We start from the raw sequence: 17,371 nt of genomic DNA, 5'->3' as shown, positions 1-17,371 counted from the left end.
AACGTTCAGGCTTCAAATGTCCTATTATAAATTTTTTAAAGCTTTTTTAATTATAGCCTCCACAGTGGCTTCTGGGTCTTCTTTGATGATTTTTTCAACAACTTTTTCAGATGTTTTTCTAACAAATCCAAGAACTTCCAGTGCAGATAACGCTTCATCTCTGTTCGTATTGTTCAGAGACATTGAAACTTCATCTAAATCATATAATTTTAACACTTTGTCTTTTAAATCAAGAATTACCCTTTGTGCCGTTTTACCCCCAATTCCTTTTATTTTTTGAATGGTGGCCACGTCTCCTGAAGCAATTGCATTAATGATTTGTTTGGGGTCTAAAGACGAAAGCATCGTTCGTGCGATACCGGCTCCAATTCCAGAAACCGACAATAACATTTTAAAAATTTCCCTTTCTGATTTTTCAACAAATCCAAATAAAGTATGAGCATCTTCCTTTATTTGAAGGTAGGTATAAAGTTTTACAAAATCAACATTGGGCAACAATGAATAAGTATGTAATGATATATTGACGTGATAACCAACTCCTCCGCAGTCTATCACGACATCTGTCGGAGTTTTCTCCACTAACTTCCCTTGTAAATGTGCTATCATAAAATAAATTATCTATCAAATATAATAAAAATTTGAGATTAAAAGACAAATGATTTGTGCTTATTGGACTACTCTTATAAGTATAAACCAACACATTACATTTTTAGTCTTAAAATCTCAAATTATGAATTCGAGGTGTTTTTTGTTTTATTTACCTTTTAACCTCATGCTTTTTTCTTGTGCATCGATAACTGCAATAGCAGCCATATTTACCATTTCTTCAACACTGGCGCCCAATTGGAAAACGTGAACAGGATGTTTCATTCCCATCATAATTGGTCCGATAGAACCCACTTTATCCAACTCTTTCAAAAGTTTATAAGTAATATTGGCCGATTCCAGATTTGGAAAAACCAATGTATTCACTTTTTGTCCTGCTAGTTTTGAGAAAGGAAATTTTGCTGCCAACATCTCTGGATTCAAAGCAAAATCTGCCTGAACTTCTCCATCAACAATAATTTCAGGGTGATTTTTATGTAAATAAGCTACTGCTTCCTGCACTTTTGTCGCACTTTTGTTTCCTGATGATCCAAAATTTGAATAAGACACCATTGCAATTACTGGCTCAACACCAAACATTTTTGCTGCATTGGCAGTCATTACAGCAATTTTGGCTAATTCCTCGGCCGTTGGATCAACGTTTATCGCTGTATCCGCCAAAAACATAGGCCCACGATTGGTCATCATTATATTTGTGGTCGCAACCAAAGAAACATTTGGCGCCTTACCAATGATTTGCAACATCGGTTTCACTACTGATGGATAACTACGTGAATGCCCGGAAACCAATGCATCAGCTTCGCCAGCACTAACCATCATGGCGGCAAAATAATTTCTTTCTCTCATGAACTTTTCAGCATCAAAAAGAGATATTCCGTTTCTTTTTCTAGACTCCCACAATGCAACAGCATATCTTGACCTTCTTTCTTTTTCTTCATCAAGTTTAGGATCAACAATTGGAATATCTGCATCAAAACCAAGCTCTTGCTTCAACTCCATTATGATTTCCTTATTACCTAATAAAATTGGGAAACCGATACCTTCTTCATAAACAATCTGAGCCGCTTTTAACACATCCAATTGTTCCGCTTCCGCAAAAACTACTCGTTTTGGATCTGTTTTGGCCCTATTGGTAATCATTCGAACCATTTTATTGTCGTTGCCCAAACGATTCAAAAGTTCTTCTTCGTATTTCTCCCAATCCGTAATTGGATTCAATGCCACGCCCGATTCCATTGCAGCTTTGGCAACAGCTGGGGCAACAACAGCAATCAACCTAGGATCAAAAGGTTTTGGAATAATATAATCTCTACCAAAAACCAATTTGGTAGCTCCATAAGCAATGTTTACCTGCTCCGGAACGTTCTCTTTCGCAAGTGCCGCAAGGGATTTCACTGCCGCCATTTTCATTGCCTCGTTAATTTTTGTAGCACGTACATCGAGTGCTCCTCTAAAAATATATGGAAATCCAAGTACGTTATTTACTTGATTAGGATGATCGGAACGACCTGTTGCCATAATAACATCTTTTCGAGTTGAAATGGCAAGATTGTAATCAATTTCTGGATTTGGATTCGCCATTGCAAATACAATTGGGCTATCTGCCATTGACAACAACATTTGAGCACTCAAAACATCGGAAGAGGAAAGTCCTATGAAAACATCGGCTCCTTTTACAGCATCTTCTAGACTGATACGTTCTCCTTCTACTGCATACTTTTGCTGTAATTCAGACAAAGAAGGGTTATCTTTGGTCAAAAGTCCTTTACTGTTATACATCAAAATATTCTCTTTTTTTACTCCCAGCAAAACATACAAATCAGTACAGGCAATTGCAGCCGATCCTGCTCCGGACACCACCACTTTTACCTCTTCTGCCTTTTTTTCGGCCAACTCCAAAGCATTGATTAAAGCAGCCGAAGATATAATTGCCGTACCGTGTTGATCATCATGCATTACAGGAATATTTAACTCTTCAACCAATCTACGTTCGATTTCAAAAGATTCGGGAGCTTTAATGTCTTCCAAATTAATTCCACCAAAAGTAGGTGCAATATTCTTTACTGTCTGAATAAACTCTTCAACATTTTCGGTTCCAATTTCAATATCAAACACATCGATATCTGAAAATATTTTAAACAAAAGCCCCTTCCCTTCCATTACTGGTTTTCCAGCTTCGGGACCAATATTGCCCAGTCCCAAAACTGCAGTTCCGTTTGAAATAACGGCTACCAAATTCCCTTTGGCTGTATATTTATAAACATTATTGATGTCTTTTACAATTTCCAAACACGGTTCTGCAACTCCCGGAGAATATGCCAAGGACAAATCTCTTTGTGTTGCATATTTTTTAGTAGGAACTACTTGGATCTTTCCTGGAGTGGGTTTTGCGTGATACAATAACGCCTCTCTTCTTTTACTATCTTTATCCATTTTACTTATTTTTTTTATCGGCAAAGATAAAGGACTTCGTTCAAAACCGAAGCTTTATTCTTGTTCTTTTGCTTACTCTTAACATAATTTATAACCAAAAAAAATAGCCACACATCTATGTAGCTATTTCTTAAATTTAATAATTAACTGTTATTGCGATATATAGGAATCCAAATGTTTAATAGTTTCTTTTTGGATTTCAATTATAGTTTTTACGACATCCCCAATAGATACGAGTCCAATTACTGCATTATTTTCAACAACTGGTAAATGTCTGATTCTTCTTTTACTCATTAATTCCATACAATAATCCACATTATCTGAAGGCTTAACGGTAACAACCTCTCTTTCCATAATTTCACTTACGAGTGTTTCCTTGGAAGATTTATCCTTTAAAACAATTTTTCTGGCATAATCTCTTTCAGACAGAATCCCTTTCAAGAGTCCATCTTCAATCACAGGAATAGCCCCAATATTTTTTTCTCCTAAAACCTTCAGTGCTTCGTATACGGTAATGGTAGAAACAATAGAATAAACCTCTTTCCCTTTTGTGCTTAATATTTGATTTACAGTCATAATAAAAAAAATTTAGAACGTTAAATTTAAAAAAAAATCACATACAAAAATCAAAATAGAATAATTTTTTCATTGTAAATCTGATTATTCTATATTAAATACCCAAAAAATCTTAGCAAAATCAATTCAATAAAAATCCCCACTTTTAAAAAGTTTAAAAGTGAGGATGTGGTCGTGGTAGTTGTTTTTAAATAAATTATCAGTGCATTGAAACAATAATAAATTCGCTTCTTCTATTAGCCTGATGTTCTTCTTCTGTACATTTTACTCCATCGGAACAATTGTTTACCAATTGTGATTCTCCATATCCGTTCCCTATTAATCGGGCAGCATTTATTCCGTTTTTCACTAGCCAATCTACAGTAGATTTGGCTCTTTTATTCGATAATTTTTCATTATACTTAGCTGTTTGTCTGCTGTCTGTATGGGAACGAACTTCGATTTTCATCTCGGGAAATTCCTCCATTACAGCTAATACTTTGGCTAATTCATAAGCCGCATCTTTACGAATATCAGATTTATCAACATCAAAATAAATAATTGGAATATTCAATGTTTTTGCCAAATCTGTTCCAACACCAACCGGTTTTATACGTCGTTCAAGGACTATAGGCACTTCTTTATTTCCAGATTGGATCGTTTTTGTTTTGACAAAAACTTCATTGGTCATATACTCTTCTTTTTCACCTCTGATATAGTACGATTTACCGCAATTTGCTGGAAAACTATAACGCCCTTGCCAATCGGCTTGAACCTCTTGAATTAACTTAAAACTGGCATCGAACAAACTTATTTTGGCATTTGGAAGTATTGCACCCGAATCCTTGTCGTTTACATATCCAGAAATTGTTTGTTCGCAGGTCAGTTTTTTGTTCTCAACAAATCGGTAAATATCATCGTATCCTTTCCCGCCTTCTCTATTTGAACTAAAAAAACCATTTCTGCTTTTACTATTGATTATAAAACCAAAATCATCTTGCTTACTATTTATTGGCTCGCCGACATTTTGAATATTGTAAAAACTTTGATCCACCTCAATTTTTGCCATAAAAACATCAAGTCCTCCCAAGCCGGGTCTTCCATCACTAGCAAAAAACAGTTCATTATCATTTGAAATAAAAGGAAAAGTTTCTCGTCCTTCTGTATTGATTTCTGGGCCAAGATTTTCGGGAGTACCATAACTACCATCAGGATTGATTTTTACTCTAAACAAATCAGACTGTCCCAATGTTCCAGGCATATCCGAAGCAAAATACAACTCTTTTTCATCTGGACTCAAAGCAGGATGAGCTACACTGTATTGGTTACTATTAAAAGACAATTCGGTTACTTTATCCCATTTCCCTTCAGCGTTTAGAGTTGCTTTATACAACTTCAATAAAGTATTTTGATTGGTATCCCTTCCTCTTTTTCCTCCCGAATAATTATTTCTGGTAAAATACATCGTCTTTCCATCTTGTGTAAATACAGGAGTTGACTCATTAAACTTAGAATTAATCTTGCGTTCAAAACTTTGAGGAGAAGTCATTTCTCCATCAGGCTTGATTTCTGACCAATACAAATTGGTAAACGATTTATTAGTCCATTTAAATACATTTTTGGAAACACCTCCGGTATCTCTGGCCGAAGTAAACACTAATTTATTTCCAAAAAAAGCACTTCCATAATCTGAAAATTGAGAATTTACACCTGCATCAACTACCTGAAAACGCCCTGAATTTGCTTTAATTTCCTCGAGATAATCTTTATTTTCTTTAAACAACAATCCTCTTTTGTCGTTGACACTTTTTTGATTAAACTGTTCCAACATTTGATCTGCTTTTGCATAATCACCATTGGATTTTAAAGTCTGGGAATAACGATAAAAATACTCCGGTTCCTGATTGGGATACAATTCAAAAAGTTGTTTGTACCATTTTAAGGCCTGAGAAAATTCGCCCATGAAATAATAAGCATTTCCAAGTTTTTGGAACATCTTCTCATTTTGATACCCCTTATTTGCAACTTTTTCATAATTTTCTACAGCATCAACATAGGCAAAACGATCATAATTATTGTCGCCTCTAGACTCGGTTCCTTTTTGGGCAAATCCATGTAAAAATAAAACACTCAAGAACAGACTATATCGTAATTTTTTAATTTTCATAGGAATCAGTTTTAAAAAAATCTTGGAGAGATAATTTTGTCGTATCTATTAAACAATTCAAATCGTAAAAATAATTCGTGGGAACCCGAATTGTATTTTGCAAATTCAGTAGTATCAAAATCATAGGCATAACCAATAAACCATGAATCGCTAACTTGGAACCCAACCATGGCGCTCATGGCTGCATTCCATCTATAAGCAAGTCCGGCAACAAATTTTTCGTTCAGCATAAAATTGGCTGAAACATCAACTTGCAAAGGAGCGCCTTGAACATACTTTGTTTCCAATGATGGCTTAAATTTCAGACTTGGGCTCAAATCAAATACGTATCCTGCAATTAAGTAATAATTGATTTTCTCTTTGGCAATATGACTTGAAGAATTCGAATTATCAGATTTATCAAAATGTTCTGTTTCGATCAAATTTGGAGCCGATAATCCAACGTAACCATTATCAGAATGTAAATAGAATCCAACTCCAATATTTGGCGAAAACTTATTGTCAATATTATCCTGATAAGCATTTGGGTCTCCGGGCTGATAACTAAGTTTACTAAAATCTAAACTTAATAGATTGGCACTTGCTTTTAATCCAAAGGAAAGTTTATACTTCTCTGATGCTGGTATAGTATACGAAAAGTCCGCCGCAATATTATTCTCTGTCGAAATTCCAATTTTATCATTTACAACAGACAATCCCAAACCTACTTTACTTTCTTTAAACGGAGTATTTATAGAAAAAGCATTAGTTACCGGAGCTCCATCGACTCCAACCCATTGGTTTCGGTGCAAAGCAAAAATACTCATCGCTTGTCTTGATCCCGCATAAGCAGGGTTTACCACAATAGTATTATACATATATTGGGTATATTGTGCGTCTTGTTGGGCCGAACTGACAATTGTAAAAAGCAATGCTACCAATCCGATTATTCTTGTTTTCATATTCTGATTTTTTTTATAAAAGCTTGGACACATTGATTATTTTCTATTCAAATACAAATAGCCTGATTTCTCATAAGCATTGGATTCAGTATCTCTGTATTTCAATATATAGAAATAAGTTCCAACAGGTAATTCCTGAGATTTTTCGACAGTAACCCTACCCTCTGAGATTCCTTTAAACACTACATCATTATTATTATAATGCTCACGTTCAAAAACTAAAACTCCCCATCGGTTAAAAATCTGTATCGAATTATCCGGATAACATTCTATTCCGCGTATAACCAATTTATCATACTTATCGCTTCCATCTGGTGTAACCGCGTTGTACACTTCAATTACGCATCCTGATACTGGTACTACAGTAGGATTTTCTTTATCAAAATCTGATTCATCTGATTTATCTTGAACCACAACTCCAGTTGAACTGGTACCATAAGCAATAGCCTGATTTGAAACAGATTTTGCGTTTATATCCGTTTGTTTAATCGTATAAACACCTTTGAAATTGGCAGTATTCTTTTCCCCAACCGCCAAAGTCAATGGACTTCCTGTCATCTTAACTCCTGGCAATGGATCACTTATTGTTACATTTGTTAATGGAACATTTCCTTTATTTAGCACTTCAAAGCTGTAAGTAATAGTTTCCCCAGCTTGTGCGTAACCATCCCCATTCTCATCATTGAAATTGGCTTTTTTCACCAATCCGATACTTGGATTTTCGATAAACAAATTCACGGTTGCTGAGCTGCAATTATTTGAATTTCCTTTTTCGCAAATGGTATATGTCAAAGTATAATTTCCTGTAGGAGTACTATTAGAAGCATTAAGTACACCGTCACTTTTCATAGTGAAATTTGAATTTGGTGCAAAAGTCAAATCTACATCTGAAATTTTTAATGGCAAACCATTAAAAATATCATTATCCAATACATTCAAAATACCATTCATCGCTTTGGAAATACTTACAACACCAATATCATCGTTTTTCGCAATTAGATCATTATACAACTTACAACTAACTCCAAAATCCAAATCCAAATGAACATTATCAGCAGCAGTAAAGTCGGCAAACAAAATATTGTTGCTGGTTACTCCACAATCTAGATAACTACTTGTCTTGTTGTTATTGTCCTGCTTAGTTGTCACACCAGGCAATACTTTCACTAAACCAGACGCCGACATAGCCTCAGAGGCTGCTTCAAAATTTGATTCTTTTATAAACTCGATTTTGTACTTCCCGTAGGCGTCATTATCAGCTCTAGCTCTCCAATAACCCTCTACCCCCATGGTAATGCCTCTTGAAAAATTATTTGGCCCTGTTATAAATATATTAGGAACATTGGTAGTACCGTTTCCGAAACCTGCAGCATTCAACTCTCCTGCATTTTCTTTTCCTGTATATTTCCCATCGCCGTTAAAATCAATCCATTCCCATTTAGAATAATCAACAATACCGTTAGCATCAGGAATATTTTTTGTCACAAGACCATCATTGTTTGCATCATACCACTCGTCTTGTTTTCCATTATTATTCAAATCATACCAAACAAAATCTCCGAATATTAACTGATCTGTTTTATCATATCCAAAATCATATTTTTTATAATTACAATCTTCAACCTCAATAATCAAGAAACTTGGTGTTGTATTGTATAACTCCTGAGAAATATTCAAATTCGCATCCTGAACCTGCAAAACATAATCACCAGCTACCATTCCTGAAAAAGAATAAAACCCATCTGAATTGGTGATACTTAACAGAACAGGACCTTTTGTAGCGTTAATTGGTTTCAAAGTTACTGGCACATGAGCCAAAGGAACATTTGTACCCTCATTCATAATTACCCCCGATACAGATGTTGATGAATTACAAGTAACCTCAATTTTTACCGTTGCTGTATCACAATTAGCCAGATTCGATTTCTCACAGATAGAATAAGTTAAGGTATAAGTACCAACTGGTGTATTTTCAGGAACAATCACCTGGCCAGTTTTCACATCTATACTTGGCACTGGTGAACCCTGTGCTTTCGAAGTAGCCTGAGTTACTACTGTCAAATCGACTAATCCTATTGCAACGTCTGAACCATTTAAGGTATCTGGATTAGGATTTCCCGCTAAAACGTTTCCTGCAATAAAAGCTGTATTCTTTGCCACAACTGTCAAAGCATCATCCTTAGCACAAATCACAGAAGCGTTGCTAAACGAAGCCGAAGCTGTTGATGAACAACCACCACCATTAGTTGCAATAACAATATAGGAGACACCTGCTGCCATTCCACTTATAACTCCTCCCGTGCCTACAGTTGGCCCACTTGGAGTGAATATATAGGTGTTCGAAGCACTGTAATTACTGATTGTAGTAGTGCCAACAGCTGAACAGGTTCCTGTCGTCGAAGTTATAGTTGGGACTGCTGGGGTTGCCAACTTGTCTGCATTGCTGAACGTGGCCGATGCCGATGAGGTACAGCTTCCATTTCTAGAAATCATTGTATAAGAAGTTCCTATAGCCATTCCTGTTATCGATCCACCTGCTCCAACCGTAGGACCCGAAGGACTGAAGGTATACACATTTGCCGAGTTGTAATTGGTGATTGACATGCTTCCCGCTGACAAACACGTAGCGGCAACCGTCAAAACAGTTGGCTGGACAGGTGTCGGCAAGATCGTGGTGTTGATTATCGTAAAGTCCATGGATGCAACAGAGCTGCAGTTCGAACCGTTTTTGGCCGTAACCGAATAGGTGCTGCCAACCGTTCCCCCTGTTATCACGCCCGTTGCGTCAACCGTCGGACCCGAAGGACTGAAGGTATACACATTTGCCGAGTTGTAATTGGTGATTGACATGCTTCCCGCTGACAAACACGTAGCGGCAACCGTCAAAACAGTTGGCTGGACAGGTGTCGGCAAGATCGTGGTGTTGATTATCGTAAAGTCCATGGATGCAACAGAGCTGCAGTTCGAACCGTTTTTGGCCGTAACCGAATAGGTGCTGCCAACCGTTCCCCCTGTTATCACGCCCGTTGCTTCAACCGTCGGACCCGAAGGACTGAAGGTATACACATTTGCCGAGTTGTAATTGGTGATTGACATGCTTCCCGCTGACAAACACGTAGCGGCAACCGTCAAAACAGTTGGCTGGGCAGGTGTCGGCAAGATCGTGGTGTTGATTATCGTAAAGTCCATGGATGCAACAGAGCTGCAGTTCGAACCGTTTTTGGCCGTAACCGAATAGGTGCTGCCAACCGTTCCCCCTGTTATCACGCCCGTTGCGTCAACCGTCGGACCCGAAGGACTGAAGGTATACACATTTGCCGAGTTGTAATTGGTGATTGACATGCTTCCCGCTGACAAACACGTAGCGGCAACCGTCAAAACAGTTGGCTGGACAGGTGTCGGCAAGATCGTGGTGTTGATTATCGTAAAGTCCATGGATGCAACAGAGCTGCAGTTCGAACCGTTTTTGGCCGTAACCGAATAGGTGCTGCCAACCGTTCCCCCTGTTATCACGCCCGTTGCTTCAACCGTCGGACCCGAAGGACTGAAGGTATACACATTTGCCGAGTTGTAATTGGTGATTGACATGCTTCCCGCTGACAAACACGTAGCGGCAACCGTCAAAACAGTTGGCTGGGCAGGTGTCGGCAAGATCGTGGTGTTGATTATCGTAAAGTCCATGGATGCAACAGAGCTGCAGTTCGAACCGTTTTTGGCCGTAACCGAATAGGTGCTGCCAACCGTTCCCCCTGTTATCACGCCCGTTGCGTCAACCGTCGGACCCGAAGGACTGAAGGTATACACATTTGCCGAGTTGTAATTGGTGATTGACATGCTTCCCGCTGACAAACACGTAGCGGCAACCGTCAAAACAGTTGGCTGGGCAGGTGTCGGCAAGATCGTGGTGTTGATTATCGTAAAGTCCATGGATGCAACAGAGCTGCAGTTCGAACCGTTTTTGGCCGTAACCGAATAGGTGCTGCCAACCGTTCCCCCTGTTATCACGCCCGTTGCGTCAACCGTCGGACCCGAAGGACTGAAGGTATACACATTTGCCGAGTTGTAATTGGTGATTGACATGCTTCCCGCTGACAAACACGTAGCGGCAACCGTCAAAACAGTTGGCTGGGCAGGTGTCGGCAAGATCGTGGTGTTGATTATCGTAAAGTCCATGGATGCAACAGAGCTGCAGTTCGAACCGTTTTTGGCCGTAACCGAATAGGTGCTGCCAACCGTTCCCCCTGTTATCACGCCCGTTGCGTCAACCGTCGGACCCGAAGGACTGAAGGTATACACATTTGCCGAGTTGTAATTGGTGATTGACATGCTTCCTGCTGACAAACACGTAGCGGCAACCGTCAAAACAGTTGGCTGGACAGGTGTCGGCAAGATCGTGGTGTTGATTATCGTAAAGTCCATGGATGCAACAGAGCTGCAGTTCGAACCGTTTTTGGCCGTAACCGAATAGGTGCTGCCAACCGTTCCCCCTGTTATCACGCCCGTTGCGTCAACCGTCGGACCCGAAGGACTGAAGGTATACACATTTGCCGAGTTGTAATTGGTGATTGACATGCTTCCTGCTGACAAACACGTAGCGGCAACCGTCAAAACAGTTGGCTGGACAGGTGTCGGCAAGATCGTGGTGTTGATTATCGTAAAGTCCATGGATGCAACAGAGCTGCAGTTCGAACCGTTTTTGGCCGTAACCGAATAGGTGCTGCCAACCGTTCCCCCTGTTATCACGCCCGTTGCGTCAACCGTCGGACCCGAAGGACTGAAGGTATACACATTTGCCGAGTTGTAATTGGTGATTGACATGCTTCCCGCTGACAAACACGTAGCGGCAACCGTCAAAACAGTTGGCTGGGCAGGTGTCGGCAAGATCGTGGTGTTGATTATCGTAAAGTCCATAGATGCAACAGAGCTGCAGTTCGAACCGTTTTTGGCCGTAACCGAATAGGTGCTGCCAACCGTTCCCCCTGTTATCACGCCCGTTGCGTCAACCGTCGGACCCGAAGGACTGAAGGTATACACATTTGCCGAGTTGTAATTGGTGATTGACATGCTTCCCGCTGACAAACACGTAGCGGCAACCGTCAAAACAGTTGGCTGGGCAGGTGTCGGCAAGATCGTGGTGTTGATTATCGTAAAGTCCATGGATGCAACAGAGCTGCAGTTCGAACCGTTTTTGGCCGTAACCGAATAGGTGCTGCCAACCGTTCCCCCTGTTATCACGCCCGTTGCGTCAACCGTCGGACCCGAAGGACTGAAGGTATACACATTTGCCGAGTTGTAATTGGTGATTGACATGCTTCCTGCTGACAAACACGTAGCGGCAACCGTCAAAACAGTTGGCTGGACAGGTGTCGGCAAGATCGTGGTGTTGATTATCGTAAAGTCCATGGATGCAACAGAGCTGCAGTTCGAACCGTTTTTGGCCGTAACCGAATAGGTGCTGCCAACCGTTCCCCCTGTTATCACGCCCGTTGCGTCAACCGTCGGACCCGAAGGACTGAAGGTATACACATTTGCCGAGTTGTAATTGGTGATTGACATGCTTCCCGCTGACAAACACGTAGCGGCAACCGTCAAAACAGTTGGCTGGGCAGGTGTCGGCAAGATCGTGGTGTTGATTATCGTAAAGTCCATAGATGCAACAGAGCTGCAGTTCGAACCGTTTTTGGCCGTAACCGAATAGGTGCTGCCAACCGTTCCCCCTGTTATCACGCCCGTTGCGTCAACCGTCGGACCCGAAGGACTGAAGGTATACACATTTGCCGAGTTGTAATTGGTGATTGACATGCTTCCCGCTGACAAACACGTAGCGGCAACCGTCAAAACAGTTGGCTGGACAGGTGTCGGCAAGATCGTGGTGTTGATTATCGTAAAGTCCATGGATGCAACAGAGCTGCAGTTCGAACCGTTTTTGGCCGTAACCGAATAGGTGCTGCCAACCGTTCCCCCTGTTATCACGCCCGTTGCGTCAACCGTCGGACCCGAAGGACTGAAGGTATACACATTTGCCGAGTTGTAATTGGTGATTGACATGCTTCCCGCTGACAAACACGTAGCGGCAACCGTCAAAACAGTTGGCTGGGCAGGTGTCGGCAAGATTGTGGTGTTGCTGAACGCAGCCGAAGCTGAAGAAGTACATCCTCCACTAGTGGATTTTACGGTGTAAGAAGTGCCAACTGTCATTCCGCTGATTAAACCAGTACTCGCGTTTATCGTAATTCCTGTCGTTGCCGGTGTAAATGCATATGTTGTGGATGCACTGTAATTGCTAATCGTACTTGTGCCATCAGACACACACGTTGGAGCTACTGATGCAATTGTCGGAACCGCCGGAGTGGCCAACATCGCAGCATTACCAAAAGGTGCCGAAAATGAAGAAGTACATCCTCCACTAGTGGATTTTACAGTATAAGAAGTCCCAACTGTCATTCCGCTGATTAAACCTGTACTCGTGTTTATCGTAATTCCTGCTGTTGCCGGTGTAAATGTATAAGTAGTGGATGCACTGTAATTGCTAATCGCACTTGTGCCATCGGACACGCACGTTGGAGCTACTGATACAATTGTCGGAACCGCTGGCAGTGCTGTTACCGTTACCGTTCTACTGGCTGTGGCGTTTGCGCAACCTCCTGTTCCTGTTACCATATAGGTGATGGTAGCCGTTCCACTGGCTATACCAAGAACTGCTCCGGTCGAAGCATTAACTGTGGCTATTGCAGTATCACTGCTTGTCCATGTTCCGCCAGTATCTCCATCTGATGTGAATGCTGTGGTTCCCAATGCACAGATGTTTTGAACTCCCGCTATTGTTCCTGCGTTTGCTGGTGTCGTTACTGATATAGTCGCCGTACCACTTTGATTTTGTGAACAGGTTGTTGAACTCGCATCTTTTACACTTACTAAATTATAAACAAATGTCCCGACAGCTGAAGTTGGAGCCGATACAAGTATCGAATTACCCGAAGTTGTTGTTACTGTAAAATTGCTACCTCCATTGATATTATATGTAAAAATATATGGTGCGGTTCCACCTGCTCCAGTAAAAGTTATGTTTGGCGCTGTTCCATTCTTGCATACTGTTGTGGTTCCAGTAATCGAGGCCGTTGGTAGAGTATTCACCGACAATAATGCTTGATTACTATTCACATTTGAACAATTATTGCTAACAACAGCATTATATTTTTTACCATTTAATCCTGTAACATTACTAATAGATAATGTCCCAGTAGTTGCTCCACTGTAAACACCACCATCTGTAATATCAACATTATCCACCTGCCATTTAATTGAAGTTCCTCCCGATTGACTAATACTAAAACTAGCTCCATTTCCAGTGCATACAGATAAATCCGAAGGTTGAGAAGTAATATTAGGATTCGAAAGAACAGTTAAAGTAGCCTGATTTGAAGCTGTGCTACCATATGTATTAGTAGCAATACACCTGTATTTATAGCCATTATAAGCAGTTGATACTGCATTAGAAATAGAGAGTATTTGATTAGTCGCATTAGAATAAGGAGCAACATTTGACAAATTAGACCAGGAAAATCCATTATCAATACTCACCTGCCATTGATAGCTAACGGCTGTTGAACTTGTTGCTGAAACACTAAAAGATGTTGCGACAGTAGGACATATTGTTTTATCTAAAGGGTGCATATCAATAATCGGTGCACTTCCACTAGTATAAACAATTATTGAAATTGGATAAGTACTTGAGCATGCTCCTCCTCCTGTTATTACTAAAACTGCATTATATGTCCCAACCGCGGCTCCAGCCGGAACCAGTACGTTTATTGGGCTAGATGACAGTGTAGCGCTACTAACATCTGAAAATCCCTGACTTTTGGCTGCAATAGAAAAAGCAATACTATAATTTGTTGGCGAATTAACTGGAGACGTATAGGCAAATGCAGCAGTCGTATCCCCTTTTAAAACAGATACATTTGAATTGGTTAAAGTAATTCCAGGTGATGGCGATTGATTATCAAAATTAATTGGTACCGTAGACGTTATTGAACAAGTAGTATTTAATAATTTATATGCTTTCACAAATACATTTGTTAAATTAGTTGTCAATGCATTAGTAAACAGGTTTATTATACCTCCCGTACCCACTGCAGAAGGCCCTACAGCAGTTCCTGCACCATTAACCAATTGATAAATTACCCCTGATTCCGAAGAATCTAGAGTAACAAACCCAGCCTGACCATTACAATAACTATGACTGCCACCTGCGTAAGTTTGAAGTGTTGGAGGTGTACATTGTACCGTTACAGAGGAAGTTGACAAAGGACTCTCACAACCTCCTGTTGATGCAGTAGATGTTGTAACTTTTAGAACAGCATCTAAATAAATTGAGTTTTTATCTACAGTTACCGACCAAACATTTCCACTGACTTGAACACGACCAATTGGAGTTAGAGTTCCTGCAACATTTTTATAAGGAATAGATCCATCAACATACAATTGAATCCATTCCCCGTTTACACCAGTTCCTGAAACAGTGGTTGAATTTTCATATACTGGTCCAGTTACTGTTGTCGAAGTATTTATTGAAGGTGCTGTAGTTAATACAATAGGATCAGAATAAGTACTTTCAGTTTTACACTTAGTAGCATCAGTAACAGTAGCGACAATAGTCCCAGCAGAAAAGGAACTTGTCGGTGTAAAAATCCAAACACCAGGTGCATATGAACTTGTGCCAGCTATAGGATCATAAGTTGATGAAGAAGTAAAAGAATATAATTTTACGGTAGCGGTACTAGATTCGGAAGCAGTTACTTTGATAGAAGTCAAGGAAGTGCTCATACAAGCGTCTTGCAAAATACTTGGCTTGGAGGAAACCCCATCTGAGACTTTTATTGCTGTTGGACTTGCTGAAATACATTTTCCAGACTCAATTTGCTTTACTGTTATACTTTGACAAGCCAACAAACCCGAAACAGGAACTGTCCAAACTCCACTACTTACACTTGCTGATCCAACTTGAATACCATCAGCATACAAATATACAATTGCCCCATTAACACCTGTTCCAGAAACTGAACTTGTTGTTGTTGCTATTGTAGAAGTTGTAAAACTAGGAATTGAAGAAGTTCCAGTTGCATAAAGGCAACTTAAAAGATAATCTGAAGTACATTTCCCTGGCTCTTTAAATGTAAAATAATAGGTACCACTAGGAAAACATTGTCCTGTTTTACATTGAAAGGAAACTGTTTGATTCGAAGCGGTCGTTGTTACTGGATTAGGAATATTCCCACCATTACCGCTTACAATGTTTGCTAAAGTTAAATCTGAGTTATACCATGTTATTATAGTTCCTAAAGGAAAATTATTAGCAATATCAAAACCTTTACCCCCGCTAATTGAAGTTATCGTAACAGAAGAAGAACTCGTTTGTCCAGAACAATTTGCAACAGTTCTCGAACTACAATTATCAATAGACACACCTTTTCCTGGTGCCTGTGCAGTAGCTCCAATACTATTTCCAGTAGAAACAGCAGTTACAGTTATACTTAAAGTTTGTGGACTAGTAGTAGTCGCAGCAGAAGTTCCAATTAATGTAGAACCATTGTAAACTTTTATAATTGTGCCAATTGCTTCATTTGTTGTCACGCTAACACTTGTTGCACCATTTACTATAGGCCCATTAATCGCAGGACATGAAGTACGATCCTGACACACTTGACCAGGCGCACAAGGTGTATAATTATCAATTATATCTCCCATACAAGAATCCATATCTTTGGTACAGCTTGATCCACCTAAATCGGAGCGAGAACTTGTTTTCACAATACTTGAAGCATTAGCAGACATATTATCTACAAGAACCATACGAATAGGAGAAGTCTTTGTAAGGCTTGGAAACAGCGGTGTGATATCATCAAAATCTACAAAAAAATCATAGAAATAATCAGGATCACCACATTCATTGGTTAGTGCAATTGACTTCTGATAATTCGTATGTCCAAGATATTCTTTTAAAAGATTGGCAGTCGCCATATTATTATTCACATTGTACACATAAACCCCAAAATTAGTAGCCAAAACAATTTCAATTTCAAACCCAGGATTTCCAACACACCAATCTGGATCAGCATTTGGTCCTGTCTGGCCAAATTTACCATCGGTATCTATCAAAATACTGTAACTTTTAGAATTTGAAGACGTTTTACCCAACCTCATTCGAAAAAGCCATTCATTAGTTACTGGAACTAAATAGTTTTGTGCAGCATCCTGCACACCAACTGTTTGTTGCACAAAATCTGTAAAACCACAATTAGGGCCAGAACCTAAATCACTACTTCCCTCATCTGCTGGAAACACCAATGAAGCATACGGTATTTCACTTTCAGTCTCATCATTGGATACAAAACCAGATGGTGAAAAAGAAACATAACCGTCACCATTCGGATCAAGGATATTTTTTCCTCCACCGGGAATGGGATCAAAAATCAATCCGCGAGTCTGACCTGTTACCTTAGTCAAAGACAGAATTAAAAATAGCGTAATTAAAGCGATGTTTTTTGTCATTACAAATTTAATGTTCATAAAGTATCGTTTTTTGAGACTTAAATTATTTATACGATTGGTTTATACGATAGTTTTTCCAATACCAAAACCGGGTCCTTTTGTTTATAAAATTCCTGAG

6 protein-coding genes are annotated in these 17,371 nt (G+C 39.7%); all 6 read right to left on the bottom strand.

Translation table 11 applies throughout. The annotated features are described in order from the left end of the window. Nucleotides 1-24 precede the first annotated feature (24 nt). The 6 genes from ruvA to EM308_RS06380 all read right to left on the bottom strand — a co-directional run bounded on the left by ruvA (nucleotide 25) and on the right by EM308_RS06380 (nucleotide 17,271). Complete coding sequence (ruvA, locus tag EM308_RS06405) at nucleotides 25-606, bottom strand: Holliday junction branch migration protein RuvA (protein ID WP_035637542.1); 582 nt, start codon at nucleotides 604-606, stop codon at nucleotides 25-27. A 147-nt stretch (nucleotides 607-753) separates the two neighbouring features. Further along, on the bottom strand, nucleotides 754-3,039 hold the full coding sequence (locus tag EM308_RS06400) for an NADP-dependent malic enzyme (RefSeq protein WP_035637543.1): 2,286 nt from the start codon (nucleotides 3,037-3,039) through the stop codon (nucleotides 754-756). A 150-nt stretch (nucleotides 3,040-3,189) separates the two neighbouring features. Next, complete coding sequence (locus EM308_RS06395) at nucleotides 3,190-3,615, bottom strand: CBS domain-containing protein (protein WP_081907282.1); 426 nt, start codon at nucleotides 3,613-3,615, stop codon at nucleotides 3,190-3,192. Between the two features lie 199 nt (nucleotides 3,616-3,814). Further along, nucleotides 3,815-5,761 carry an OmpA family protein gene (locus EM308_RS06390; RefSeq protein WP_035637548.1) on the bottom strand — a complete coding sequence of 649 codons (1,947 nt, stop codon included), beginning with the start codon at nucleotides 5,759-5,761 and terminating at the stop codon, nucleotides 3,815-3,817. Nucleotides 5,762-5,772: 11 nt separating this feature from the next. Next, nucleotides 5,773-6,702 carry a PorP/SprF family type IX secretion system membrane protein gene (locus EM308_RS06385; RefSeq protein ID WP_035637562.1) on the bottom strand — a complete coding sequence of 310 codons (930 nt, stop codon included), beginning with the start codon at nucleotides 6,700-6,702 and terminating at the stop codon, nucleotides 5,773-5,775. Nucleotides 6,703-6,738: 36 nt separating this feature from the next. Continuing rightward, nucleotides 6,739-17,271, bottom strand: a complete 10,533-nt coding sequence (locus EM308_RS06380) for a T9SS type B sorting domain-containing protein (protein ID WP_070261800.1) — start codon at nucleotides 17,269-17,271, stop codon at nucleotides 6,739-6,741. Nucleotides 17,272-17,371 lie beyond the last annotated feature (100 nt).

The organism is Flavobacterium gilvum (assembly GCF_001761465.1).
GTDB lineage: Bacteria > Bacteroidota > Bacteroidia > Flavobacteriales > Flavobacteriaceae > Flavobacterium > Flavobacterium gilvum.
This window is presented reverse-complemented; position numbering and strand designations above follow the sequence as displayed.

What these genes read in the sequence shown, in the direction of transcription:
- ruvA (WP_035637542.1), bottom strand. Translation starts at nt 606, where the DNA reads ATGATAGCACATTTACAAGGGAAGTTAGTGGAGAAAACTCCGACAGAT.
- EM308_RS06400 (WP_035637543.1), bottom strand. Translation starts at nt 3,039, where the DNA reads ATGGATAAAGATAGTAAAAGAAGAGAGGCGTTATTGTATCACGCAAAA.
- EM308_RS06395 (WP_081907282.1), bottom strand. Translation starts at nt 3,615, where the DNA reads ATGACTGTAAATCAAATATTAAGCACAAAAGGGAAAGAGGTTTATTCT.
- EM308_RS06390 (WP_035637548.1), bottom strand. Translation starts at nt 5,761, where the DNA reads ATGAAAATTAAAAAATTACGATATAGTCTGTTCTTGAGTGTTTTATTT.
- EM308_RS06385 (WP_035637562.1), bottom strand. Translation starts at nt 6,702, where the DNA reads ATGAAAACAAGAATAATCGGATTGGTAGCATTGCTTTTTACAATTGTC.
- EM308_RS06380 (WP_070261800.1), bottom strand. Translation starts at nt 17,271, where the DNA reads ATGAACATTAAATTTGTAATGACAAAAAACATCGCTTTAATTACGCTA.